The organism is Pectobacterium araliae, from assembly GCF_037076465.1.
In the GTDB taxonomy this organism is placed as follows: Bacteria; Pseudomonadota; Gammaproteobacteria; order Enterobacterales; family Enterobacteriaceae; genus Pectobacterium; species Pectobacterium araliae.
The window spans coordinates 2,834,257-2,855,659 of the sequence record NZ_AP028908.1; the positions used below are offsets into that span (position 1 = coordinate 2,834,257).

Annotated in this window: 18 protein-coding genes; 6 read left to right on the forward strand and 12 right to left on the reverse strand. The window is 56.6% G+C overall.

Annotated features, from left to right (window positions below; all coding sequences use genetic code 11):
- The first annotated feature begins 192 nt into the window (after positions 1-192).
- The 3 genes from AACH44_RS21240 to AACH44_RS12885 all read left to right on the forward strand — a co-directional run bounded on the left by AACH44_RS21240 (position 193) and on the right by AACH44_RS12885 (position 2,637).
- Entirely contained in the window at positions 193-474 is a 282-nt protein-coding gene (locus AACH44_RS21240; protein WP_425606665.1) for a hypothetical protein, read from the forward strand.
- Positions 475-492: 18 nt separating this feature from the next.
- Positions 493-972 carry a DUF2501 domain-containing protein gene (locus AACH44_RS12880; protein ID WP_261848091.1) on the forward strand — a complete coding sequence of 160 codons (480 nt, stop codon included), beginning with the start codon at positions 493-495 and terminating at the stop codon, positions 970-972.
- Positions 973-1,137: 165 nt separating this feature from the next.
- Positions 1,138-2,637: a SulP family inorganic anion transporter gene (locus AACH44_RS12885; protein ID WP_261848057.1), complete on the forward strand. Its 1,500-nt coding sequence runs from the start codon at positions 1,138-1,140 to the stop codon at positions 2,635-2,637.
- On the opposite strand, the gene AACH44_RS12890 is transcribed toward AACH44_RS12885, so the two are convergent.
- The 12 genes from AACH44_RS12890 to AACH44_RS12945 all read right to left on the reverse strand — a co-directional run bounded on the left by AACH44_RS12890 (position 2,623) and on the right by AACH44_RS12945 (position 17,601).
- Positions 2,623-3,573 (reverse strand): ABC transporter ATP-binding protein, encoded by a 951-nt coding sequence (locus tag AACH44_RS12890; RefSeq protein WP_261848056.1) that lies wholly within the window; start codon positions 3,571-3,573, stop codon positions 2,623-2,625. The genes AACH44_RS12885 and AACH44_RS12890 overlap by 15 nt on opposite strands.
- On the reverse strand, positions 3,570-4,565 hold the full coding sequence (locus AACH44_RS12895) for an ABC transporter ATP-binding protein (protein WP_261848090.1): 996 nt from the start codon (positions 4,563-4,565) through the stop codon (positions 3,570-3,572). The genes AACH44_RS12890 and AACH44_RS12895 overlap by 4 nt, the downstream gene beginning before the upstream one ends.
- 2 nt (positions 4,566-4,567) lie before the next feature.
- Complete coding sequence (locus AACH44_RS12900) at positions 4,568-5,431, reverse strand: ABC transporter permease (RefSeq protein WP_338659266.1); 864 nt, start codon at positions 5,429-5,431, stop codon at positions 4,568-4,570.
- A gap of 1 nt (position 5,432) precedes the next feature.
- Positions 5,433-6,389: an ABC transporter permease gene (locus tag AACH44_RS12905; protein WP_261848054.1), complete on the reverse strand. Its 957-nt coding sequence runs from the start codon at positions 6,387-6,389 to the stop codon at positions 5,433-5,435.
- 12 nt (positions 6,390-6,401) lie between these two features.
- Complete coding sequence (locus tag AACH44_RS12910; RefSeq protein ID WP_261848053.1) at positions 6,402-7,967, reverse strand: ABC transporter substrate-binding protein; 1,566 nt, start codon at positions 7,965-7,967, stop codon at positions 6,402-6,404.
- A 51-nt stretch (positions 7,968-8,018) separates the two neighbouring features.
- The gene (locus AACH44_RS12915; protein WP_261848052.1) at positions 8,019-9,236 is read right to left on the reverse strand and encodes a M20 family metallopeptidase; all 1,218 of its coding nucleotides are present in this window, start codon (positions 9,234-9,236) and stop codon (positions 8,019-8,021) included.
- 414 nt (positions 9,237-9,650) lie between these two features.
- Positions 9,651-10,457: an ABC transporter permease gene (locus AACH44_RS12920; protein WP_261848051.1), complete on the reverse strand. Its 807-nt coding sequence runs from the start codon at positions 10,455-10,457 to the stop codon at positions 9,651-9,653.
- Positions 10,447-11,328, reverse strand: a complete 882-nt coding sequence (locus AACH44_RS12925) for an ABC transporter permease (RefSeq protein WP_261848050.1) — start codon at positions 11,326-11,328, stop codon at positions 10,447-10,449. The genes AACH44_RS12920 and AACH44_RS12925 overlap by 11 nt, the downstream gene beginning before the upstream one ends.
- Positions 11,325-12,422, reverse strand: a complete 1,098-nt coding sequence (locus AACH44_RS12930) for an ABC transporter ATP-binding protein (RefSeq protein WP_261848049.1) — start codon at positions 12,420-12,422, stop codon at positions 11,325-11,327. The genes AACH44_RS12925 and AACH44_RS12930 overlap by 4 nt, the downstream gene beginning before the upstream one ends.
- Positions 12,419-13,504 carry an ABC transporter substrate-binding protein gene (locus tag AACH44_RS12935; protein ID WP_137742464.1) on the reverse strand — a complete coding sequence of 362 codons (1,086 nt, stop codon included), beginning with the start codon at positions 13,502-13,504 and terminating at the stop codon, positions 12,419-12,421. The genes AACH44_RS12930 and AACH44_RS12935 overlap by 4 nt, the downstream gene beginning before the upstream one ends.
- A 15-nt stretch (positions 13,505-13,519) precedes the next feature.
- Positions 13,520-15,523 (reverse strand): hydantoinase B/oxoprolinase family protein, encoded by a 2,004-nt coding sequence (locus AACH44_RS12940; RefSeq protein ID WP_261848048.1) that lies wholly within the window; start codon positions 15,521-15,523, stop codon positions 13,520-13,522.
- Positions 15,520-17,601, reverse strand: coding sequence for a hydantoinase/oxoprolinase family protein (locus AACH44_RS12945; RefSeq protein ID WP_261848047.1), 2,082 nt, complete (start codon positions 17,599-17,601; stop codon positions 15,520-15,522). Before AACH44_RS12945 ends, AACH44_RS12940 begins: the two co-directional genes overlap by 4 nt.
- 248 nt (positions 17,602-17,849) lie before the next feature.
- Between AACH44_RS12945 and AACH44_RS12950 the strand changes: the two genes are divergently transcribed.
- Genes AACH44_RS12950 through AACH44_RS12960 form a run of 3 tightly spaced genes read left to right on the forward strand, consistent with a single transcriptional unit; the run spans position 17,850 to position 21,290 of the window.
- Complete coding sequence (locus tag AACH44_RS12950) at positions 17,850-19,343, forward strand: Sapep family Mn(2+)-dependent dipeptidase (protein WP_261848046.1); 1,494 nt, start codon at positions 17,850-17,852, stop codon at positions 19,341-19,343.
- Positions 19,333-20,067, forward strand: a complete 735-nt coding sequence (locus AACH44_RS12955) for an alpha/beta fold hydrolase (RefSeq protein ID WP_261848045.1) — start codon at positions 19,333-19,335, stop codon at positions 20,065-20,067. The genes AACH44_RS12950 and AACH44_RS12955 overlap by 11 nt, the downstream gene beginning before the upstream one ends.
- Before the next feature lie 41 nt (positions 20,068-20,108).
- Entirely contained in the window at positions 20,109-21,290 is a 1,182-nt protein-coding gene (locus tag AACH44_RS12960) for a mandelate racemase/muconate lactonizing enzyme family protein (RefSeq protein ID WP_261848044.1), read from the forward strand.
- The last annotated feature ends 113 nt before the right edge of the window (positions 21,291-21,403 follow it).

Below are 21,403 nucleotides of genomic sequence, written 5' to 3' on the forward strand. Positions count from 1 at the left end.
TCGTTCAGTATCTATGCTGTTATATCAGATTAATAGCTGAAGATCCTTTTGTCTTGCTGAAACAGAGACATAAATTCGACCTCCTCCTTAAAATCGCAGCAGAAATCGGTAACAACTTAAACGCCACGGCTGAATCGCCATGAATTTAACAGACACGCCGAAGTCATTTAGATGGCTTAAAGAGAGGTGCCGATGAGCGGCAAGCGTTATCCCGAAGAGTTTAAAATTGAAGCGATCAAACAGGTTGTGGATCTGTTCTCCCGCCACGTTATCGGCTGGTCAATTCAACCCAGGACGACAAAGGACATTGCCCTGAAATCACACGATCTGGAAGGCCGCATAAGTCGTCGCGGTAACAGCCACGACAACGTGGTAGAAACCGTAACAAATTCAAATAAAAGAAGGGAAACAATGCGGAGATTTTTGCTTTTTAAGTACGATACTTCGCGGTATTTTCTACGGCGTGGATGTTAAACAGTGAGTAAGGGTGTCATGGAGTCAATCAGAAACGTAATCGGTGCCGTTGGCTTAGCCACTTGTATGCTGACAGGCTACGCTCAGGCTGCAAGTTTACAGGATTCACTGTCCAGCGCGGTTAGCCAACTCGGTCAGAACCACTCTTCATCCGGCGGATTGGCTGGATTAGCGGGGCTGCTCAATGGTGGAAATCAGGCGCTAAGTGCTGGCACGATGAACAACGCGGCTGGGATCTTGCAATATTGCGTGAAGCAGAAGCTGGTTTCTGCAACCAATACAGAAAGCATCAAAAACCAGTTGCTGGATAAACTTGGCCTGGCATCTCAGCAAGAGCAACAACAGACTGATTATACGCAGGGATTAGCCGGTCTTTTGAATACCAAAGATGGAAAACAGTTAAACCTGAATAATATTGGAAATACGCCATTAGCTGAGAAGGTGAAAACCAAGGCTTGCGATATCGTATTGAAGCAAGGTGTGAAATTTATTTCCTGATATTCTTAAGGGCGGATAGGCGAAGCGCTATCTGCCCCTTCGTACCGCAGCAAACTTTCCCTTACTCACCGATGACGGACAGTATCTTTTATACTGCCGATAATTTATCCTCTCCCGCCTTTCGTCATTGACCTATAAATAAGAAAAAATCAGAGCCTGCACATTATGATTTCATCCCCCAATGCAACGCCGACGCCAGTGCCCTCTGCTACGTCAACGCTTGCTGTATTACGCTCGCCCTCGCTGCTGATGCGCGAAGTTTTGGCGGGCACCATCACCGCGTTGGCGCTTATCCCAGAAGTGATTTCGTTTTCCATCATCGCGGGCGTCGACCCGAAAGTCAGCCTGTTCGCCTCCATCGTGTTGTGTTTTACCATGTCCTTTCTCGGCGGCAGACCGGCGATGGTGACCGCCGCCGCGGGTGCCGTGGCGCTGGTGATCGGCCCGCTGGTACACGCACACGGTGTGGCCTATATTTTGCCTGCGGTAATGATGGCGGGACTTATCCAAATTCTGTTTGGGCTGGCGGGCTTGGCGAGAATGATGCGCTATATCCCCCGCTCGGTGATGATCGGGTTTGTGAATGCGCTGGGCATCCTGATTTTTGCCGCGCAGGTGCCGCATATTTACGGACAATCCTCGATCGTCTGGCTGCTGTTTGCGTTGACGCTCGCGATTGTCCTGCTGCTGCCTTACGTGGTGAAAAGCATTCCCGCGCCGCTGGTGGCCATTGTGACGGTGACCGCGATTGCTATTTTTACTGGCATCATGGTGCCTAACGTCGGCGATGCGGGCCCCATGCAACCCGGATTACCGAGTTTCACCCAGTGGCTGGTGCCGTTTAATCTTGCAACGCTGCACATCATCTGGCCAACCGCGCTGAGTATTGCCTTTGTTGGGCTGATGGAATCGCTGTTAACTGCCAAACTGGTCGACGACATTACCGATACCCCGTCCAGCAAGCGCCGGGAATGCTGGGGACTCGGCGTTTCCAATATTTTCGCCGGGTTCTATTGTGGGATTGCCGGATGCGCAATGATCGGGCAGACCGTGGTCAACGTGGAGTTGGGCAAAGCGCGAACACGCATTTCCACCCTCGCCGCCGCGCTGGTGCTGTTGCTGCTGGTGACTGGGCTGAGCGAAATCATGGCGAAGATTCCGATGGTGGTGCTGGCAGGCATTATGATGATCGTCGCACTGAAAACCATGAACTGGCATAGCCTGCACCCAACCACGCTGAAGCGTATGCCGCTGTCGGAAACGCTGGTGGTCATCGTGACGGTTGTCGCGACCGTCTCGACGGGGAACCTCGCTATCGGCGTAGCGGGCGGCGTGATCTTTGCCATCCTGCTGTTTGCGCGCCGCGTGGCGCACGTCATTCACGCGGAGCGTCAGGTGAGCGAAGACGGTCAGTCGGTGCACTACAGGGTGCGCGGCCCTCTCTTCTTCGGCAGCAGCAACGATCTCTTCGAGCACTTCCTCTACGCGCAGGATCCGCAGAACGTCACCATCGATTTGACGCACGCCCAAATCTGGGATGCCTCCAGCGTGGCAGCGCTCGACGCGATCGAAACCCGCTATCATCGCTACAATGCGAAGGTCACGATCATCGGGCTGGATACCCACAGCACTAAAATTCACCAGCGCCTGTCAGGGCATCTCTGATCGGGCGCAGGCGACGCGGTGTTCCGCATTGATCCAATATTCTTGCGTTGGGTGTATGCGGCATCGTGCCGGCGTGCCGGGTGTTGGTTCGTCAAACTGACACCCGCTCTCTTGCCCTTTCTGCGCGTCCACCTGAACAGCCCGTTTTAACCGCGGATGCGCGGGCGGAATCGAAGCCAACAGGAAACGCGTATACGGATGACGTGCCTGTGAAAACAGCGTCGCCGCGGGCGCTTCTTCAACAATGCGCCCGCGGTACATCACGCCAATACGGTCGGCAATATGGTGTACCACGCTCAGATCGTGCGCGATAAACAAATACGCCAGCCCCTGCTCCCGCTGTAATGCCAAAAGCAGATTTAAAATCTGCGACTGAATAGAAACATCCAGCGCCGAAACCGGTTCATCGCACACGATCAGTTTCGGTTCCAGCACCAGAGCGCGGGCAATCCCGATACGCTGGCGTTGCCCACCGGAAAACTCGTGCGGAAAGCGTCCGGCATCCGCTGCGGTGAACCCGACTCGCGTCAGCATCTTGATCACCTGCGCCTTGCGCCACTGGCTATCGCGTATGCCGTGGATAATCAGCGGTTCTTCAATGCTGTACCCGACGCTACGCTTGGGATCGAGCGAGGAGAGCGGGTCCTGAAAGATCATCTGCATGTCGCGCCGCAGCTGTCGTAACTGCTCTGCGTTCTGCTGCCGGAGATCGTGACCGGCAAAGTGCAATTCCCCGGCATTCGCGGGCGTCAGCCCTAAAATGCTGCGTCCCGTGGTGCTTTTGCCGCTGCCCGACTCCCCAACCAGCGCATACGTTTCACCGGGGAAAATATGGAAACTGACATCATCGAGCGCCACCCGCGTTTTTTTTCGCCATCCCTGCCCGACCCGAAAGGTTTTACGCAGGTTTTTCACCCGTAATAACGGCTCAGTCATACGGCGCTCCCGAGGCTATCCGCCTTCCAGCAGCGTACGCGATGGCCCACCTCGTCAGCCACGGAGAGCTCAGGGGGAGACTGGTGACAGCGTGCATCCGCCAGCGGGCAGCGCGGAGCAAAACCACAGCCAGTGGGAGGATGAGTCAATGGCGGAACACTGCCGGTTATCTCCGGCAGCTCGCTTTTACGCGGCGCATCGAGGTTAGGCATCGCCCGCAGCAGCGCCTGCGTATAAGGATGTCGCGCGTGATCAAACAGCGTGAACACATCCGCCTGCTCCACCACTTCCCCCAGATACATCACGATCACGCGCTGACACATCTGCGCTACCACCGACAGATCGTGCGTAATTAGCACGATACCCATATCGGTTTCGGCTTTTAACTTATCCAACAGCGAAAGAATCTGCGCCTGAATGGTGACATCGAGCGCCGTTGTCGGTTCATCGGCAATCAGCAACCCCGGCCCGCAGGCAATCGCGATCGCAATCATCACTCGCTGGCGCATCCCGCCAGATAGCCGATGCGGATAGCTCACGGCACAGGCGGCCGGATCGGGCATCCCCACCTGGGTTAGCAGTTCATGCACCCGCGCTTTTCGCGCCTGACGCGAGAGCGTGGTGTGTTGCCGCAGGCTTTCATCGATCTGTTCACCCACGGTATAGACCGGATTAAGGCTGGAGAGCGGATCCTGAAAAATCATGGCCAATGCATTGCCCCGCAGGCGTCGCCGCGCCTCATCCGACAGCGACAGCAGCGGCTGACCGTTCAGGCTAGCCTCACCGCCGACTCGGCTAGTGCGCGCAGGCAATAATCCCATCAGCGCATCAGCAGTGACGCTTTTGCCACAGCCAGATTCACCGATGATGCCCAGCGTCTCACGCGGATTCACCTCAAAAGAGACCCCTCGGACAGGGTGCAAGAGGCCAGACGGCGCGGCAAACGTGACTCTCAGGTCTTTGACAGACAGTAGCGGCGTTTCACTCATCATATTCACTTTGGTGTCGTGACCGCTTTCAGCAGACGGGAAACCCGACGTGAGAGCGGCTTAAGCGTAGGATCGGAGATATCGCGCAGGCCGTCTCCAATCATATTCAGAGACAGGATCAAGAGCACAATCGCCATACCGGGGAAAAAGGTCATCCACCAGGAGGTAAAAATCACTTTTTTCCCCTCCAGCAATAAATTACCCAGGCTGGGCGTCGGTGCAGGTATCCCCGAACCTAAAAAGCTCAGCGCCGCCTCAGTGAGAATCGCGACCGAGAAGATCCACGACACTTGAACGATCAGCGGCGATACCACGTTGGGTAAAATGTGCAGCCAGATGATCCGGCGACTCTTTGCCCCCTGCGCACGCAACGCCTCGATGTAATTTTTCTCCTTGATCACCAGCGCCGCCGCACGCATCACGCGCACCACCGACGGCACATAGACCAGCGACAGCGCCAGTACAACATTGGCGGGATTCGGGCCAAGAATACCAACGATGGAAATGGCCAGCAGCAGAGAAGGAAAGGCAAACAGCCCGTCACAAATCCGCATGATGACCATATCCAGCGGGCGATACCAGACACATAGCAGGCCGATTAGCGTGCCAATCGAGCCCGAAATCAGCGCGACCGCGCCCCCAACGGACAACGAAATCTGGACCGCAATCGCGACCCGCACAAACACATCGCGGCCAAAATTATCGGTGCCAAACCAGTGCTGCCACGTCGGTGCGGACAACCGCTCCAGGGGATTTAAGGCATAGGGATCGTAAGGGCTGAGAAATGCTCCCCCCAGCGCGACGATAAGAATAAGCAGCAGGATAGCGATGCCCGTTGTCAGGAGTTGATTGGCAAACAGCGCTTTCATGTCACTCCTTCTCCCCTGACAGGGAGAGACGCGGGTCAACGGCATGCCCCAGCATATCCACCGCCAGATTAATCAGCACATAGCTGACGGTAATCAGCAGCACCGCTCCCTGAATCACCGAGAAATCGCGGCGTTCGATGGAATCCACCACCAGCGAGCCGACGCCGGGAATGCCGAACACGCTTTCAATCACAATCGTTCCCGTCACCAGCGAACCGAAAGATTCACCGCAGATGGTGAGAATAGGCAGGAGCGCATTTTTCAGGCCGTGGCGCAGTAGAACCCAGTATTCCGCTACGCCTTTGGCACGCGCCGTTTTAATGTAGTTTTCGCTCAACACATCGAGCATCACCGCTCGCGTCATGCGGGCAATCAGCGCCGCGATGCGCAACCCCAATGCCAGTGCCGGAAGCGTCATATACCACAGATTGACCAGTACATCGCCGCGCGTCGAGCTGTATCCCACAACCGGAAACCAGCGCAACTGCACGGCAAAAAAGAAAATCAGAAACAGCCCGAGTAAAAAGCCGGGAATCGACATCCCCACCGCCGCCAGTCCCATAATCAGGCGATCCAGAAACCGTCCCTGTTGCGACGCGCTAAGTACACCAGCCGCCAGCCCAAGCAGTAGCGCCACCCCTTGTGCATAGAGCGCCAGTGCCAACGTAGGTTGCAGGTGCTGCAAGAAAAGCGACATGACGCTGGCATTCATGAAGAGTGAATGGCCGAGATCGCCACGCAGCACTGCGCCAAACCACACGACAAACTGAGTCAGCAGGGGCTTATCCAGCCCCATTTGTTGACGCAGCGCGGCGACATCCCCCGGACTGGCATCATTGCCCAGAATGACCAGCACCGGATCGCCCGGAGCAAGATGTACCAGACAAAACACCACGATGGAGACCACCAGCAGAACGGGTATCAGCGCCAGCAGCCGATGGAAAATAAACCATCCCATTCGCTTCTCCGCTTACGGTTTTGTGATGCTGACGTTCCACAGGACGGGGCCGATTAAATCCCGATAGCCGTGAACATGATGCGTGATCGCGACCGCATCAGGCGTGGTACGCCCCAGCACAATCACCGGCAGATAGGTCCAGGTTTGCACGTGAAGTTTATCCACCAATCCTCTTGCCGCCTGTAGCGACGGAGCCTGCTTGATATCATCCAGCAGCGCATCAATTTCCGGGCTGTTACTCAAGCCGGGGAATTTGGCACGGGAATCCAGGAAAGGATACTGATGCAGCACCTGACGCATCGAGAATTCCAGCGCACACAGGTCGAAGTTTTTAGGGTCCTGACGCCGCTGTAACACCGTGGCCCAGTCATAGACATCAAGACGAGATTTCACGCCAATCTGTTTGAGCACCTGCTGTGCAACAATCGCCAGATTGTACAATTCGGCGTATTCCTTGGTGGCGATGATCACTACTTCTTCACCGTTATAGCCGGACTCTTTTACCAGCTTTCTGGCCTCGTCCAGCTTGTGCTGATTCCAGTATGGCTTGCCAGCTTCACTGTGCCAGTCCACCTGCTCAGGAAAACCTAACGACGAATCTTCCCTGAAAAAGCGTGGATCGCTGTAGCCCGCCAGCAGCACCTGATGGACATCAAGCGCCAGATTGAATGCCTGACGCAGTTTCACATCGGCAAACGGTCCGCGGTTCTTGTTGAACAGGTAGGTGATGAGCGATCCCCCGGCTTCGGGACGATACAGCTTCACATCGCGGGCACTATTCAGCGCGTCAATGTTGTCTTTCGGCAAATCAAAAACGACGTCATATTCACCGGTCAATGCCCCTGCCAGCCGGGTAGACTCATCCGTGATGTAGCGGAACCAGATATCTTTCACCTCGGCCTTCTTCTGCCCCGACAGGCCATTCGCCGGTTCGCTACGCGAGACATAACCGTCATAGCGCGTCAGATGCAGATAATCCCCCTGTTTGAATTCCGCCAGCTTGTAAGGGCCGGTGCCAATCAGTTCACTCACCGGTTTTTTGCTGGTATTGGCTTCGTCGATCAGGCGCTTAGGCATAATCGAAGGCAGATTCTTCAAATCGGCCAGCACATTCAGGGTAATCAGAGACGGCGTCTGTACCGTCAGCTGTACGGTGCGATCGTCAATCCGGCTAAACTGCGCCCCCGGCAGATTGGCTTTCCCCTGCGTAGAGACGGCCAGCCAGCGGTTCATCGATGCCACCACATCGTCTGCCGTCAGCGGCTGACCATCATGAAAGCGGATGCCGTCGCGCAGCACAAAGGTATAGACCTTGCGGTCATCACTCAGCGAATAACGTTCAACCAGTTCCGGCACCGGTTCAAACCGATCGTTAATCGTAAAAAGTTGTTCAAAAATGTGGCGTACCACGTCCGTGGTCGCACTGTTGGTTGTCAGGTAAGGATCAAGCGTACCCGGTCGTTTGCCATAAGCGATATTCAGCGTTGCATCGCGATTGACGGTTTCCGCCAGCGCGATTCCCCAGGGTAAACTGGCCGCGAGCAAGAGTGCAGCGGCAGGAAAGTTAAACCATTTCATTGATGGGAAACTCCACTATTTTTATGATATTCAGCCTGTGCAGACGCCGCATCAGGCGGCGTCGGTAACCGAGCGACGGCCAGCAAACTCGTCTTTGGCATCCTGCAACGCGCGGGGATCAGTCAACAGTCGCAGGCCCGTTCTAGCCAGAACCTGCGCGCCCGTCAGCAGCGCGGCATAGCCAAGCGGGGAATTTGCCGCTTCACGGAATGGCACGGTGTGGCCGATCAGATCGTCAGGGCCGATTTTAATCGTGGGGTGTGCAGTCGGCACCGCATGGCTGATATCTCCGGCATCCGTCGAACCGATGCCCTCTTTCACTTTTTGATCGACCACCTCCCCTGCGGCAGTGAATTCCTCCAGCAGGATGGCATTCAGCGCGTGGTTAATCAGAAAATCACGCGGGCCAACCTGATGCTCAATTTTCACCGTGGTGCCCGTCGCCAGCGCGACGCCATCCGCAATCGCGCGAATACGTGGCTCTAACGCCACCACTTCTTCACGCGTTTTGGCACGGATGTAATAGTGGGCGGAGGCGTATTCTGGAATCACATTCGGCGCCTGCCCGCCGTTGGTGATAATGCCGTGAACCCGAACGCCGTCCGGCAGTTGCTGGCGCAGCACGCTGATCCCGTTGTAAAGCAGCACCAGCGCATCCAGCGCGTTCACGCCTTTATGCGGCGAGCTTCCTGCATGCGAGGGTTTACCGTAAAAATGAAAATAGAGGTGATTGTTTGCCAGCGACGGTCCGGTGAGCCGCGTTTTTCCTGCCGGATGAACCATCAGGGCGACATCGACCCGATCAAGGAAGCCATGTTCAACAAAACGCGCCTTCACGTTGCCATTAATTCCGCCTTTCCCGCGCAGGCCGCCTTCTTCAGCTGGCGTCCCCAACACCACCACCTTGCCGCCGGTCTGATCGATAACCTCTGCCAGCGCAATCGCGGCCGCCAGACTGGTTACTCCAATGATGTTGTGACCGCAGGCGTGACCGATATCGATTAACGCATCATATTCAGCGAGGTAAGCAATGGTCGGCCCCGGTTTGCCGCTGTCTTTTTCCGCATAAAAGGCCGTTTCATGTCCGGCAACGTTCAGCGTTACTGTGAAGTGATGCTTCTTTAATAAATCCGTTAATAGCCCGCTGGCGTAATATTCATTATTTCCCGTTTCGGGATGCGCATGAATATCCTGGGAAATTGCAATATATTCTTCGCGATGCTGTTCAATACTGCTACTGATGCGCTGCTGTAATGCGAGAGTTCCCATCTTGCTCACCTTTTTATTTGCTATGACTATATCGCGCGATAAATATGTCTGTCTCACCGCCGCTTACGGAATACATCGCATCGTGTTGCCACTTCATCCCTAAAAACCAGACAACATCAGTGAATCCTTTATTTAGGGATAAAAATACCCGCCCGCCGATAACGGCAGGAAATATCCATTAATACTGTGTTTTTACGATGACCTCCGCCACGCGGGACGATGCTCAAACGACGTTAAAAATAATAAGGGTGCTTCTAATTAATTATTTCACCATCACTATAACGGTAACCGTTCATTTCTTTTATAGAGATTCAGGGTAAGGATATCTGATAAACGGTATTGCTCTTTGCAGTGCATGCATTTCAACCATCAGACAGATACCGTAAAAATACCCATAGTTTATCAACACATTAATTAAAGAATTTTGGTCAAACCGATGCGCTTCTCAATAATGATGAGCACCAGCACCGCAATGGCGATAAAAATTACCGAAATGGCGTTCACCGTCGGATCGAAGGTTTGATCGACGTAATTGAAGATACGGACGGGCACCGTGATAGTATCCGGTGCGCTGAGGAACAGGCTCACCGAGACCTCGCCGAATGACGTTACCGCCGCGAAAACTGCCCCTGCCAGCATACCCGGTTTAATCAGCGGTAGCGTGATATGCAGGAAGGTATATCCGCGTCCGGCACCGAGGCTCATCGACACCGCTTCCAGCCGTCTGTCCATTGCCGCCAGACTGACGCTGACCGTACGAACCACATAAGGCAGTGCCACCACCATGTGGCCGATCACCAACCCTGTCACACTCCCCGCGAGCCCCACAGCCATGAGGACATAGAGCAATGCGATCCCCAATACAACCTGTGGGATCATCAGCGGTGATAGAATGAAAGCCTGAAGGCTTTCACGATAGCGAAATTCCAGCCGCGCGAGCGCCCAAGCGGCAAACGTGCCGACGATCACCGTCAGCGGCGTGACAATCACCAGTAATAGCAGGCTAATACCCAGTGATGAACGCCAGTTTTCGTCCTCCAACAGCGCACGAAACCAGCGCAGCGATATACCGCGCGGTGGGAACTGCGGATAGGTTTCAGGACTGAAGGCGGATAACACAATTACCAGCACCGGCAGCGCAAGGAAAGCATAAACCAGGATACCCGCTAGCGTGACAGCATACTGACGTAAACGGATGCCCGGCGAACGATCAGTAACCATGGTTTTTCCTCTCCCAACGTTTCAGCACGTGACCCGCCGCCCCTGCCACTAACAGCGTCATGACCAGCAGCGTGAGCGACAGCGCGGCCGCCATCGGCAAATTGGCTATTTGCATCGCCTGCTGATAAATCGAGATAGGCAATAGCGGTTGCAGCCGCCCGCCAATCAACAGCGGCGTGATGTAGCTCCCCGCCGCTAACGAAAACACGATAACAAAACCCGTCACCATCCCCGGGAGCGTCAACGGCAGTACGACCCACCTAAACGTCTGTGCCGACGTCGCGCCAAGGCTCATTGATGCCAACCGTAGTGACGGTGCCATTTCGTTGAGCGACGTGATCAACGGCAGCACGGCGAACGGCAGCATCACCTGCACGTAGGCGATAATCACCGCATTCATGTTCCACAACAGGCTGAGCGGCTGCGGGATCAGGCTTGTCGCCATCAATACGCTGTTAACCAACCCATTTTGCGCCAGCAGGACAATCCAGGCAAAAGTCCGAATCACCACGCTGGTCAGCAACGGAGAAATCAAAATGATGTAGAGCAGCGTGCGCCACGTTCGGCTGCGTAGGGTCACCAGCAGCCAGGCGGCAGGCCAGGCCAGCAGAACGGTCAACACGGCCGTGAGCACGGAAACCCACAACGTAGTCCATAGCGCGTACAGATAGTCGAACTGTGTAAACACCGCGACATATTGCGTCAGGCTGAATCCCGGCAGCGGCTCCAATAGCCCGTCAACCTCCGTGAGACTTTGATCGACCAGTAGCAGAATCGGCACGAGTAAAAATAGCAGCAGGAACACCAGACAGGGGGTCAGCATCAACCATGGAAACGCGTTCTTTTGCTCTTTCAGACGCGGGGGACTCATGCGGTATCTCCCTCAGCGGGTAAAATCACAACATCGTCCACCTGCCAGTGCAAAAAGCAGGCCTCACCGATGGCGGGCAAACGAGAAAACATCTGCTCATCGGCCTGCACCAATAGCTCCCCACCGCCGGGCAATTGGCAGGTCAGGCGTACCGACGCACCGGCGTAGCTGGCCTGTTTCACCGTTGCGTCGGTCTGGTTAACACCCGACCGTCCCTCGGGCGGAACGAATGCCAGCGCAATTCGTTCTGGTCGAATCATCAGCCGCTGAGCCTGAAGAGCACGGGTTGTGGTGGCAATCCGCAGCGGTTGTGACACCGCAACGAAATGATCCTGAGCCACATAGTGACCGCTGGCGGCATCCGCGCTTACCGTCAACAAATTCGCCTGCCCGATAAATTCAGCAACAAAACGGTTTTCCGGCGCGTGGTAAAGCTGCCACGGCGAACCGAGCTGCTGAAGACGGCCATGACCAAGAACGCCGATACGATCCGACAGTGTTAAGGCTTCCTCTTGATCGTGCGTCACCAGTACGGTCGTAATCCCCACACGCTGCTGCAACGCACGCAGCTCATCCTGCATCACTTTGCGTAACCGTGCATCAAGGTTAGAAAGTGGCTCATCCAACAACAGGACCTGCGGTTCAATCGCCAGCGCACGGGCAATAGCCACGCGCTGCTGCTGCCCGCCGGATAACTGATGTGGCCTGCGCGTCGCTAACCCTTCGAGCCGAACCTGATCCAGCGCCTCTTTCACCCGCCGCTGTTGCTCCTGACGGTTGACACGCCGGACCTTGAGGCCATAGGCAACATTCTCCTCAACACTTAAGTGAGGAAATAACGCGTAATTTTGAAACACCATCCCGATGTTGCGGCGATAAGGCGGCCAGTCGGTAATATCCTGCCCATTGATACACACACGTCCGGCGGTGGGTGCAAGAAAGCCCGCAATGATATTGAGCAGCGTGGTTTTACCACAGCCGCTCGGCCCCAGCAGGGAGAAAAACTCCCCCTGTGCAATCTCAAGGCTAACGCCGTCCAGCGCTCGGTGCGCGTCAAACTCTCGTACAACGGTATCAATGGACACCGCACTCATTTGCCGCCCCCCAGCGCCTTACTCCACCGGCTGGTCCAGTCGGCCAGTTGCGGCGTCGCGGTGGCGTAGTCGATCCAGATCAGCTTGCTGTAAGCCTCCTCGCCAACCTGAACCTGCTGTTTTAACGTCGCGCTGTACTGCACGTCCTTATTCGTCATGCCGTACAGGGATTTATCGGAAAAGGCTTTTTGCGCCTTATCGCCGGAGAGTGCGTTCACCAGTTTGTAGGCATTCGCCAGATTCGGTGCCCCTTTCGGGATCACCCAGTTAGCCGCGCCGACCACCGGGCCGTCAGAGGGATAAACGAAATCAACCTTCACCCCCTGCTGCTTGAGCGCAAACACGCGCCCATCCCAGTACGGCACAATCCAGGCATCACCTCGCTCCAGCAGCGTCTGAATCGCTCCCGGACTGTCAGGGAAGGCGACCGCGTTGCCACGCAGTTCTGTCAGCTTGGCAAATGCGTTGTCGACATCCGCAGGGTTATTCAGTTTTCCGCCCAGCGCATTCACCAGACCGGCAAAAAACTGTAATCCCGCGGCATAGGTTGGAGAGGAGATCGCCACATGGCCCTTATATTCGGGTTTCCACAAATCCAGCCAGCTCGTCGGCGGTGTTTTCACCAGATCACTGCGATACGCCAGCCCAAGTTGCCCCAGGCTAAACGCTGCCGCGTAGGTTTTGTTATCACTAACAAAACGCGACTGCACACTGGGATAAAGCCTGTCGAGATTAGGAATGTGCTGTGCATCGAGCGGTTGCAGTAGATCGGCGGCAATCGCACGCTGCACGGTGTCTGGCTGGAACACCACAATATCGTAAGGTGCCCGTCGCCCTTTACTGGCTCGCAGTTTGGCAAACCACTCGGCGTCAGCACCCGGCACGACGGTCAGCTTAATATTATTGTCTTTCGCAAACTGCTCTAGCCCAGCGGCGCGAATATTTTTCTCCCAATCGCCACCATAGACGCCGATCACAACCGAATCGGTGGCTTGCGGCGTCGCCGACTCGGCATACACCGCCGTGGCAAACGTGGCAGACAGCGCACTGAGCACTAACGTTCTGAGAAGGGTGACTCGCATAATATCTCCTGGTGATTATGTGCGCGTTGACGGCGCGGAAAACGAGGATGCCTGCCGTTCTAACGCAGCAACAGCATCGGCAAAGCCCTGTTGGGCAAGCGTGATAGAAGGAGCCGTTCGCTGTGGAAAGCCAGCGGGCAGATGTGCCAGCGCCGCGGCAAATATTTGCTGACGAAGACGCTGCCGTTCAGCGGGCAACAGCGGATATAACAAGACATTGAGGCGCGTCAGCAGCGTCGGCTCAAACACCGCCAGCCAATTATCTCGCGCAGAACCGAATGACGAATGTTGAGACACGAACGCCCGGCGTCTGGCGGTTTCAGCACGATCGAGCACGCCATTCACAACGACCACACCATAGCGTTCGCGGGCTGACGTTTCGCTAATCAACTGGTTCTCAACATCGTCCAGCACCGCCGCAGTATCGCGCGCCAAGGGATCGCCCCATCCGCCGCCGCCCGGCGTTTGCAGTAAAATCTCGTCGCCCCGCGTCACGCTGAGCAGATCGATTTTGCCTAATTCGATATCATCACGGCCGGGATTTAGCGTCATCGTGGTTCGCTCACCCGGTAAACCTCCGTGCGCCCCCCACGGCTGAAACACCATACGCTCCATGCCACGCGCCAGAATGGTGCTGTCGTCCTGAAGCAGGCGAATATGGATCTGTTGTCCCATCCCGCCACGCCACTGTCCGGCACCCGCAGAGTCCTCACGCAGGCCGTATTGCACAATTTCAACGTGTGTTTCTGCCTCAACCATCTCGACCGGGTTGTTCGCCAGATTGGAAATACTGTTGTCGCGGCCATCAATGCCGTCGCGTCCCCAGCGGGCGCCGCCGCCGCCCACCATCGGTTCGATCACCTGAACATTTTGTTCACGCTGCCCACCCCGTTCAGCGACCACCAGAGGAATAATGGTGCCGCCGCTGGCCGCAGGCATCACCTCACCCAGCGCCTGACCGAGTAAACCATTTAGCACGTCATTAACCCGCACTGCCGTCGCGTGGCGCACCCCCACCGCCGCGGGAAATTGCGGGTTAACCACCGAACCGGACGGTGCGAAAAGGGTTATCGGCGCCAGCAAACCGGCATTCAGTGGTACGGTTTTATCGAGCGTGCAAACCAGCGCCAGAATACGCAACGTGAGCCAGGCATGGGGCTCGCCGTGGCTGGGAATATTGATGGCAGCCGCCACCTGTGCGTCGCTACCGGTAAAATCCAGATGGACAGTGCCGTCGTCTACCCGTGCGCTGAGCGCCAGTCGCACTGGCAGTCCGCTGCCTGCGGCATCGTCCAGATAATCTTCAAACGTGTAAGTCCCATTCGGAATGCGGCGTAATACCTGCCGGGCACGCGCCGCCGCGTAGTCTTGTAAATCCTGCTGCGCCTGCACCACATCGGCGACACCATGCAGGCGCACAATCTGTGCCAGCCGCTGCTGCCCGGTATTTAGCGCCGCCAGCATCGCCTGAATATCTCCGGCATTGGCCTCCGGAGTACGGCTGTTAGCCGCCAGCAGTTGCATCAGCTCGCGGTTAATCTCGCCGCCGCGTACCAGCCTGATCGGTGGAATTTGCAGCCCTTCCTGAAAAATATCGCTGTTCGTTGGCGAAATACTGCTTGGCACTCGTCCCCCTACATCAGAAGCGTGCAGGAACGCCCACCCCCACGCGACAATCTCACCGTCAATAAACCACGGAGCCAACAGTTGCAGGTCAGGAAGATGGGTGGCTAACCCGCGTGAACGATACGGATCGTTGGTCAGGATCACATCGCCCGGTTGCAGATCGTTGATTGCCTGCATGGTTGGCAAACTGTTCAATCCGACAAAACCGGAAACCCCGATCCCACGCGGATAGGCAAAGAAACGGCCATGCCGATCGGCAACAGCACAACAGAAATCAGCGGTTTCTTTCACATAGAGCGTGCGTCCCGTGCGTTGCAGGATATGGCACATCTCTTCGGTCAGCGCGGTCAGCTTGTTATTGAGAATTTCCAGCGTAATCGCATCCAGCTTCATGCCTGATCTCCCATCGGACGTTTGACGATGAGCAGGTTTCCCTGCATGTCCACCGAACCCTGCCAACCGGGTAAAATCAGCGTGGTAGTATCCTCCTGCTCGACGATAGCCGGGCCCTTCAGCGCGTCACCTTCACGTAGCGCGTTTCGTTGCCATATCGCGGCATCATGCCAGCGCTGACGAAAGTAAAAACGGCGTGTGGTCGGCGCGGTATCTGCTGTCACGAGCGTGGCGCGCTCATCCGGTAACACCGGTAGCCAGGCCGTTAGCGATAAACGCAGCGTCGTTAAGGCAACCTCTCCATCAGCATTGACGAAACCATAATGCTGCCGATGTCGCTGCGTAAATGCCGCCAGTAGCGCGGCCACGTTGACCGAATCCGGTTCACCTAACGACACCGTCAGTTCGTAAGCCTGCCCGGTATAACGCATGTCAGCCTCGACACCGAGCGTGACACGCGTGCTGAAAGCCGCGCCTTGCTGCACAAACCACGCCTGCGCCCGATCGCGTAACGCGGCCAGCGCGGCGAGAATAGGCGCTTGCGTATCATCACTCACCGTTACACGCAGGCTACGGACAAAATCGTGCCGAATATCCGCCGTCACTGCCCCTTGAGCGCAAAACGTCCCAGGACGCAGCGGCACCAGAATACGAGAAATACCCGCTTCGTCAGCCAGTAAATTGGCATGCGTCGGCCCCGCGCCGCCAAACGGCACCAGCGTCAGCACGTCTGGTGAGGCTCCCTGCTGCGCCAGCACTTTATTCAATTCGGTCGCCATCTGCGTCGTCGCGACCGCTAATGCCCCACTGGCCGCCTGCTGAGCCGCATCTTCATCTGAAAACCCAAGCCGTATCGCCAGATTCGTCAACGCCGTTCGGGCACGCGCGACATCCAGCGGCATCGTCCCGCCCAGAAAGGTATCCGCTGGTACAATTCCGCTCACCAGATAGCAGTCGGTAAGGGTTGGCCGGTCGCCCCCGCGCGCATAAGCGACCGGGCCAGGTTCCGCCCCCGCACTCTCTGGGCCAACCTTTAAAATCCCGTAATCATCCACATGCACGACAGAGCCTCCGCCAGCCCCTATCGCCGAAACGCCCACCACCGGTAAGATCAACGGCAGGCCACCAATATCCGTACGCGTCACACGAGCGACGTCACCGTCGAGCGAAAGCGACATATCGCTACTGGTGCCGCCCATATCGAAGGAGAGAAATCCACCGCCGCCCGCACGTTTTACCAACTGGGCAGCGGCACTGACGCCAGAAGCCGGACCGGAGAGCAAGGTATCAACCGGACGTTGCCGCGCACTCTCTAACGGCAGCACGCCGCCGTTAGACGCCGTGATCAGCAGTTGGGCGCTGATGGCCTCCTGTTGTAACAGCGCCGCCAGTCGGGAAAAATAACGCTGCATCAGCGGCTGAATATAAGCGTTAAGCCCGGCGACCAGCGTGCGCTCATATTCACGTATCTCCGGCCACAGCTGCGCGGCAGACAGCACGGGAATATCCAACAGTTGCTCGCCGATTTGCTGTGCCAGCTCGGCCTCTGCCTGCGGGTTGGCATAGCCGTTAATCGTCATTAGCGCGACCGCACTGACCTCCAGCGCCTGTATCTGTGTCGCCAGCGTAGCGATATCCTCTGCCGTTGGACGCGATGACCACTCTCCCTGCGGGGTAAAACGCGCTGGGATCTCCAGCACACGCTGGCGCGGCAGAAAGGGCGGTTCACGATCGGCATGAAAATCAAAAGAAGACGGCAGGCGGGCACGACCAATTTCCAACACATCGCGAAAACCTCGGCTGACAACCAGCGCAATACGCGCACCGCGCCGCTGAATAATCGCGTTGAGCCCAAGCGTCGTGCCGTGCAACAGGAACGCTATCGCAGAAGCCGGTAGATCGCTCTTATGCAGAAGCGCCAACAATCCGTCACGCACGGCATGCGCCGGATCGTCTGGCGTACTCGGCTGTTTATGAAAAAAATACTGCTGCTGAATAGGGTCGAATAAAACAAAATCGGTAAAGGTGCCGCCGACGTCCACCCCTACCCGCGCGCCAGTCGTCGCAAGTGTGTTCACCCCGTTCTCCTGATGAAAAGACGCGATGCGCCAAAAAATACCAAGCGTTATAAATAATAAGCTGTCGTTAATAACCTCGTAGTTACCATGTCAGCAGGAAGTGGGACGAATAATAAATTTCGCTATCGTTTGCCAAAATTTGGGATTAGCCAGCGATATATGCCGCCTACAGATATCCATAGCCAGAATCAAGCTAAGGCGCAGCGGATAGATGTTTTATGTTATTTGGTCACTTAATGGAGGAAAGTATGTCCACAGCCCTAACCCCCCAAGAAAGCGCCCTGTTACCCAAAATCGAACGCTGGATTGCCGCACAGCGTGACTCGCTGATTGATGAGCTGGCGACGTGGATTGCCATTCCCAGCGTGAGCCGCGCCGATCTCACTCAGCCGGGTGCGCCATTTGGTCCCGAATGCGCCCGTGTATTGGATACCGCGTTGGCATTAGCAGAGCAGGCTGGATTCCGTACCGAGCGCCATGCGGGCTACGCGGGTTCGGTGATTTACGGCGAGCACCGCGAGGATATCGGCCTGATTAGCCATCTCGATGTTGTGCCTGCGGGTGAACACTGGACGTATCCGCCGTTTGCGCTGACGCGTCACGGTGATTTTCTGATCGGACGCGGCGTAGCTGACAACAAAGGCCCCGCGATCCTCGACCTCTATCTGCTCAAGTTGATCCGCGCGCTGGATATTCCCCTGCATCAAAATCTGCGCATCGTGTATGGGCTGGCGGAAGAGACCGACATGGCCGATCTCGCCTGGTTTGCCCAGCATGGGCCGGTGCCGCGTATTTCGCTGGTCACCGACGGGAAATTTCCGGTGAACTATGCGCAGAAAGGGCAAATCTCGTTCCGGCTGCACATCGCCGACGCGGGCGTGCTGGCGAACCTGAGCGCAGGCAACGCGGCCAACAGTATTCCGGCTACTGCGCAGATCACGCTCGCTGATGCGCCCCGCGATCTCAGCGTCGATGGGTTGCGTGGCTTGGGAGTCGGACGCCTCACGCTGATCCCTACCGAACAGGGGATTACGCTACAGGCGCAGGGCATTGCTGGCCATGCCGCCTTCCCTGACGGCACGCTCAGCGCCGCCGTGGTGTTGCTGGATGCCCTACGCGAACTGGATCTGTTGCCAGAACGGGAACGCACGCTAGCCGCGCAGCTACAGCAGATTTTCGCTTCTCCCTATGGCGAGGATATTGGGTTGGCGCAGGAAGATGCGCCGTCGGGCAGGCTGACGCTGAACGCGGGTCTCTGGCAGTCGACCACGCCCGGTTCACTGACTCTTCTTGCCGACATTCGCTATCCGGTGACGCGGGAAGGAAATGCGATCGTCGCGGCATTACGCGACCAGCTTGCCACGTTGACAAACGACATTACGCTGGTAGACGGCTGGCGTGATGTGCCACCGTTTTATCTGCCAGAAGAAGACAGCACGCGGCGGGTCTTGCAGCAGAGCTGGCACGATGTCACAGGTCGTGCAGACCCGGCCTATTCAATGGGGGGCGTAACGCATTCCAAAGTGCTGCCGCGTGCGATTACGTTCGGCCCCGGCTACCTGCGTACCGAGGCCAATAGCCCAGACTTCCTACCCATCGGCCACGGCTTACCGCACGGCGCAGACGAAGCGATCCATCTGCCCTCGCTGCTGGCGGCACTGTCGGTCTATGTGATTGCGCTAATACGGCTGGATGCGGCGCTGCATACGCAGAATCAGGAGAATTCTTCCCATGTCGGTTGATGCCCACACCACCACGTTCGTGTTGATACACGGAGCCTGGCACGGCGGCTGGTGTTGGTCGCGCGTAACCGAGCGGCTTACCGCCGCAGGCTTTGCCTCTTCGGCATTGACGCTCACCGGACTGGCAGAACGCCGTGACGAGCTATCGCGCGGCATTAACCTGTCCACCCACATTCACGATATTACCGAGACGATCCGCCAACAGGGCTGGCGCGATGTGACGTTGGTCGGCCACAGCTACGGCGGCTTTCCCGCTACGGCTGCCGCGTATCATTTGCCTGATGTCGTCAGCCACCTGATTCTGCTAGATGCGTTTTTACCCGCATCGGGCGAAAAGCTGCTGGATCACGCCCCCGATCTCATCACCGCCTACCAGACGCAGGCGGCGCGCGACCCCACGTGGCACATTCCCCCGCTTCCGTCGCTGCTGTTTGGCGTGAACGAAGCCGACCGTGAGTGGGTCGATTCCCGTCTGACGCCACAGCCGGTCAATACCTATTTTGAACCAATATCCTTACAGCCTGCCCCAGCGACGCTGAAAAAGACCTACATTCGCTGTACGCGCGCAGCGGGCAACTACCTCACCACCTCGCTTCAGCGTGCTCAGGCCGATCCAGCCTGGCGTTTTCTGACGCTCGACAGCGACCACGATGCGATGATCGATGCACCGGATGCGCTAACCGCTCTACTGACGTCAGCGTTGACAACCCGCACACCACTGTGATTAGACTCAATGCTAAGCAGGCTAACTTAAGGAAAGCGTTGATGAAAATTACTGATGTGCGCGTGATTCTCGCGAATCGATATATGTTTGTTGAGGTCACCACCGACGAAGGGCTGACGGGCATTGGTGAATCCGGTGCCTGGGGCTTTCTCGATGCCTCCAAAGGTGCGGTAGAGGCATTGCGCACGTATTTAATTGGGCAAGATCCGCTGCGCATCGAACATCACTGGCAGTATATGTATCGCTGCTGGCATTTCCGTGGTGCCGCGATCATGGGTGCTATCAGCGCCATCGATATCGCCCTGTGGGACATCGCGGGCAAGTATTACGACACGCCGGTTTATAACCTGCTGGGCGGCCGTTGCCGCGACAAAGCGCGCGTTTATGCCCACGCGGGAGGACGAACCACAGAAGAGACCATCGCCAATCTGAAAAAAGCCAAAGCCGACGGCTTTACCGCAATTGGTCATCTCACACCGTTTCTGGATGAGTCACGCGATACGCCTTATTTCACCACCCACGCCAAAGAGATCGGTGAAGCCATCGAACGCATCGGCCTCTATCGGGAAGCGGTCGGTAACGATGTCGACCTGTGTATTGAAGTCCATCGCCGCCTGAAACCTGCCGATGCCGTCGTGTTCGCCCGCGGCATTGAGCCGTTTTATCCCTACTTTATTGAAGACCCTATCGGCGCGGATAACTTCGATTCGATGGCGGAAGTCGCCGACAAAATCAATATTCCTATCGCCACCGGTGAACGCCTGAACAATCCGCAGGAGTTCGCGATGTTAATTCGTCGCAACGCGGTCGCCTATGTGCGTCCTGACGTCTGCATGTGCGGCGGGATTACCGGGGCGAAAAAAGTGGCCGCGCTGGCAGAAGCCAACGATTTGATGGTGGTGCCGCATAACCCGCTTAGTCCGGTTTCTACTGCCGCCTGTTTGCAAATCGCCGTCAGCATCCCGAATTTTGCCCTGTTGGAGTATCCGGGGGATGACCAACCCGCGCTGTCGGAAAAATTTGGTGCGACGGGCGTCGAGAACGGCGTGCGGAAAAAAGATGTGGTGAAGAACACCTTCAAATGCGTAGATGGATTTATGGAGATACCGACGCAGTCCGGTATCGGCATTGCGCTGGCGGACGATCTGGAGAACCGCTTCCCCTACCGCCGTCGCGGCCTGAAAACCCGACTGCACATCGACGGTTCCGTGGTCGATCAATAAGGCGTAGCCTGACTGAACCGCCTCTCAATAATATAAGCGGTAGTGGACGAGAAACACGGTGCCGGGACACCTCACACCGTGTTCACATATGAGCGTTAAGCATTACCTTACTT

Bases quoted from the DNA above. Each gene is read 5' to 3' on its own strand.
- AACH44_RS21240 (WP_425606665.1), top strand. From the start codon at position 193: ATGAGCGGCAAGCGTTATCCCGAAGAGTTTAAAATTGAAGCGATCAAA.
- AACH44_RS12880 (WP_261848091.1), top strand. From the start codon at position 493: ATGGAGTCAATCAGAAACGTAATCGGTGCCGTTGGCTTAGCCACTTGT.
- AACH44_RS12885 (WP_261848057.1), top strand. From the start codon at position 1,138: ATGATTTCATCCCCCAATGCAACGCCGACGCCAGTGCCCTCTGCTACG.
- AACH44_RS12890 (WP_261848056.1), bottom strand. From the start codon at position 3,573: ATGACTGAGCCGTTATTACGGGTGAAAAACCTGCGTAAAACCTTTCGG.
- AACH44_RS12895 (WP_261848090.1), bottom strand. From the start codon at position 4,565: ATGATGAGTGAAACGCCGCTACTGTCTGTCAAAGACCTGAGAGTCACG.
- AACH44_RS12900 (WP_338659266.1), bottom strand. From the start codon at position 5,431: ATGAAAGCGCTGTTTGCCAATCAACTCCTGACAACGGGCATCGCTATC.
- AACH44_RS12905 (WP_261848054.1), bottom strand. From the start codon at position 6,389: ATGGGATGGTTTATTTTCCATCGGCTGCTGGCGCTGATACCCGTTCTG.
- AACH44_RS12910 (WP_261848053.1), bottom strand. From the start codon at position 7,967: ATGAAATGGTTTAACTTTCCTGCCGCTGCACTCTTGCTCGCGGCCAGT.
- AACH44_RS12915 (WP_261848052.1), bottom strand. From the start codon at position 9,236: ATGGGAACTCTCGCATTACAGCAGCGCATCAGTAGCAGTATTGAACAG.
- AACH44_RS12920 (WP_261848051.1), bottom strand. From the start codon at position 10,457: ATGGTTACTGATCGTTCGCCGGGCATCCGTTTACGTCAGTATGCTGTC.
- AACH44_RS12925 (WP_261848050.1), bottom strand. From the start codon at position 11,328: ATGAGTCCCCCGCGTCTGAAAGAGCAAAAGAACGCGTTTCCATGGTTG.
- AACH44_RS12930 (WP_261848049.1), bottom strand. From the start codon at position 12,422: ATGAGTGCGGTGTCCATTGATACCGTTGTACGAGAGTTTGACGCGCAC.
- AACH44_RS12935 (WP_137742464.1), bottom strand. From the start codon at position 13,504: ATGCGAGTCACCCTTCTCAGAACGTTAGTGCTCAGTGCGCTGTCTGCC.
- AACH44_RS12940 (WP_261848048.1), bottom strand. From the start codon at position 15,523: ATGAAGCTGGATGCGATTACGCTGGAAATTCTCAATAACAAGCTGACC.
- AACH44_RS12950 (WP_261848046.1), top strand. From the start codon at position 17,850: ATGTCCACAGCCCTAACCCCCCAAGAAAGCGCCCTGTTACCCAAAATC.
- AACH44_RS12955 (WP_261848045.1), top strand. From the start codon at position 19,333: ATGTCGGTTGATGCCCACACCACCACGTTCGTGTTGATACACGGAGCC.
- AACH44_RS12960 (WP_261848044.1), top strand. From the start codon at position 20,109: ATGAAAATTACTGATGTGCGCGTGATTCTCGCGAATCGATATATGTTT.